Below are 2,633 nucleotides of genomic sequence, written 5' to 3'. Positions count from 1 at the left end.
AGAGGTCGCGCGGATAGGTGTGGTGCTTGGGCAGCGCGACACCGTGGCGGAGCGATGGAAAACCGAGGATCACTCTGTCGTCGGCTCCGGTAGCATCGGCGCCATGTCTGCTTCTTCGTGCGCGGCTTGTGCCGCAGTGACGAGGACGCTCCGCTAGCGGCGGGGCGTCTCTCTCAACTTCTGTAGAACGTGTCGTCGCTTCGTGGTCGAACCGAAGCGGCACGTTGGTGCTGCTCGGAACTTCTTCTGAGCAACGGAGCACTTGATGATTTCAGGCATTCTCTCTGCGTGCCGGGACGGCTCTTCCCCGGTGCGTGCACGGCTGGTGCTGTGCTGCATGGCCATGCTGCAGTTCTTCATCGCGGTCGACGTAACGGTGGTCACTGTCGCCCTGCCCTCGATCGGCGAGGGCTTCGGCGTCGACGGTCATGCGCTGACCTGGGTGGTGGTCGGCTACACGATTACTGGCGGCGGGCTGTTGATGCTCGGTGGGCGGCTGGGCGACGTGCTGGGCAGGCGCCGCGTCCTTCTGCTCGGCACCACAGTCTTCGGCGCCGCTTCCCTGCTGGCCGGACTCGCGCCGTCCTTTGTCCTGCTGGTAATGGCCCGGCTGCTGCAGGGGGCCGGTGAGGCCATCGCGCTTCCTGCTGCGATGTCGGTGATCGTTCTCCTGTTCCCGGAAGGTCCGCGCAGGTCACGGGCGTTGAGCGTGTGGGCGGCCGTCGCCAGTTGCGGCCTTGTCCTCGGGTTCGTGGTCTCCGGGTTTATCACCGAACTCCTCGGCTGGCGGTGGATCTTCCTGGTATCCGTGCCGTTCATCCTGGTCGTGCTCCTGGCAGCGATTCTTCTCGTACCGGGTGAACGGCCCGCTGGGAGGACGCCGTTGGACCTTCCCGGTTCTTTCCTGCTGATCGCGGCCCCGCTGCTCTTCACCTTCGGAGTCGTCCAAGCAGGTGAAGGGAACAGCACCGCGTCCTGGCTTGCGCCGGTGGCTTTGGCGGGCGCGGCGGTGGCCGGAGCCCTGTTCGTCAGGGTGGAGCGGCGCTCACGCAATCCGCTCGTGCCGCTGCGGTTCTTCCGCAACCGGCCCCGGGTCCTGGCCAACCTTGCCACCGCCTTGGTGAGCGCAGCACTGTCCACCTCGTTCCTGCTGTTCACGTACTACCTTCAGGACCGGTTGGGTGCCAGCCCGCTCCAGGCCGGTGTGACGATGCTGCCCTTGGCGGTGTCTTTGATTGCGGCCTCGGTGCTGGTTCCCCGGGTACTCGAACGCTGGGGTGCTCGGCTCTGTGTCCTGGCCGGGATCTGCTGCACCGCGCTGGCCATGGCAGCCATCGCCCTGGTCTCGCACTTCGGGGCTACCGGGCTGGCGATGATTCCGGCCATGGTGTTCATCGCTGCCGGAATGGGGCTCGGGATCGTCGGGCTGCAGTACATCGCGGTCACCGGCGTGACCGAAGAGGACGCCGGCATCGCCTCCGGCGTCCAGCGAGCAGCCGATCAGCTGGGCGGCTCCACCGGGATCACGCTGTACGTCGGCATCGGGTTCGCCCCCGCCTTGAACGGCACCGATTCCTTCCTCGCCAGTAGTTTCCTGGCCCTCGCCGGACTCGCCGTGGCCGGGTTCGTCACCTGGCGGATCTCCGTGCCCACTGCTGTAACAGCGGAATCGATCAACTGACCTCGAACAGGGTTGTGCCCGTCCGGCCCTCAAGCCGGGCGGGCACAGCCCTGGGGAACGGCCCACGATCGTCATTCGCTCAGCAGAAGGTCACGTGCCCGTCCTGCCCTCCTTCATCACCGAACCCCTGTGGGACCAGTTCCACACACTGCTCCCGCGCCGCCAGATCACCCACCCGCTGGGGTGCCATCGCCCCCGAGTCCCAGACAGGATCGTCTTCGACAAACTCCTGGCCCGGCTCGTGCTGGGCGGCACCTACCAACAGCACGCCGACCATCGGGTCTCCGCGACCACCCTGCGGTCCCGCCGGGACGAGTGGATTGCCGCCGGAGTCTTCACCTCCCTGCACCAGGCGGCGCTCGATGCCTATGACCGGGCCATCGGCCTGGATCTGGAAGACCTCGCCGTGGACGGGTGCATCGTGAAAGCCCCCAGCGGTGGCGAGAACACCGGTCCCTCGCCTGTGGACCGCGGAAAGTCGGGGATCAAGAGGTCCTTGCTGGTAGAAGGCACCGGGCTCCCGATCGGGTGCGTGCTCGCCAGCGCCAACCGGCATGATTCGCCGCTGCTACGACCGACCCTGGAAACCCTGGGACGCTTTGGGTTCCATCTGCCCGACGGGATCACCGTGCATCTGGACTCCGGCTACGACTCGCGCGTCACCCGCGACCTGTTGACCGAGCTGGGCTGCGGGTGGCAGATCGCCCCAAAGGGTGCGTTTGTGCCCATCAACCACACCCGCCGGTGGGTTGTCGAACGGACGAACTCCTGGCACACGCGGGGGTTCAAGTCGCTGGCGATCGTGACTGACCGCAGCTCGGTGGTGCAGGCCGCATGGGTAGCACTCGCCAGCGCAGTCATCATCATCCGGCGCCTGATTCGCGAAGCGTGGGTGATCTTCCGCTGGGATACGCGGCCTGCCCGCCGCCCGTAACCTATCCGCGCGTCCTCT

2 protein-coding genes are annotated in these 2,633 nt (G+C 66.6%); both read left to right on the top strand.

The window, feature by feature from the left end; all coding sequences use genetic code 11:
• Nucleotides 1–337: 337 nt before the first annotated feature.
• Nucleotides 338–1,681, top strand: coding sequence for an MFS transporter (locus IE269_RS42590; RefSeq protein WP_189828750.1), 1,344 nt, complete (start codon nt 338–340; stop codon nt 1,679–1,681).
• Between the two features lie 94 nt (nt 1,682–1,775).
• Complete coding sequence (locus tag IE269_RS42585) at nt 1,776–2,615, top strand: IS5 family transposase (protein WP_189828749.1); 840 nt, start codon at nt 1,776–1,778, stop codon at nt 2,613–2,615.
• Nucleotides 2,616–2,633 lie beyond the last annotated feature (18 nt).

The sequence above is a fragment of the Streptomyces spiroverticillatus genome (assembly GCA_014650415.1).
GTDB classification, from domain to species: Bacteria; Actinomycetota; Actinomycetes; order Streptomycetales; family Streptomycetaceae; genus Streptomyces; species Streptomyces spiroverticillatus.
This window is presented reverse-complemented; position numbering and strand designations above follow the sequence as displayed.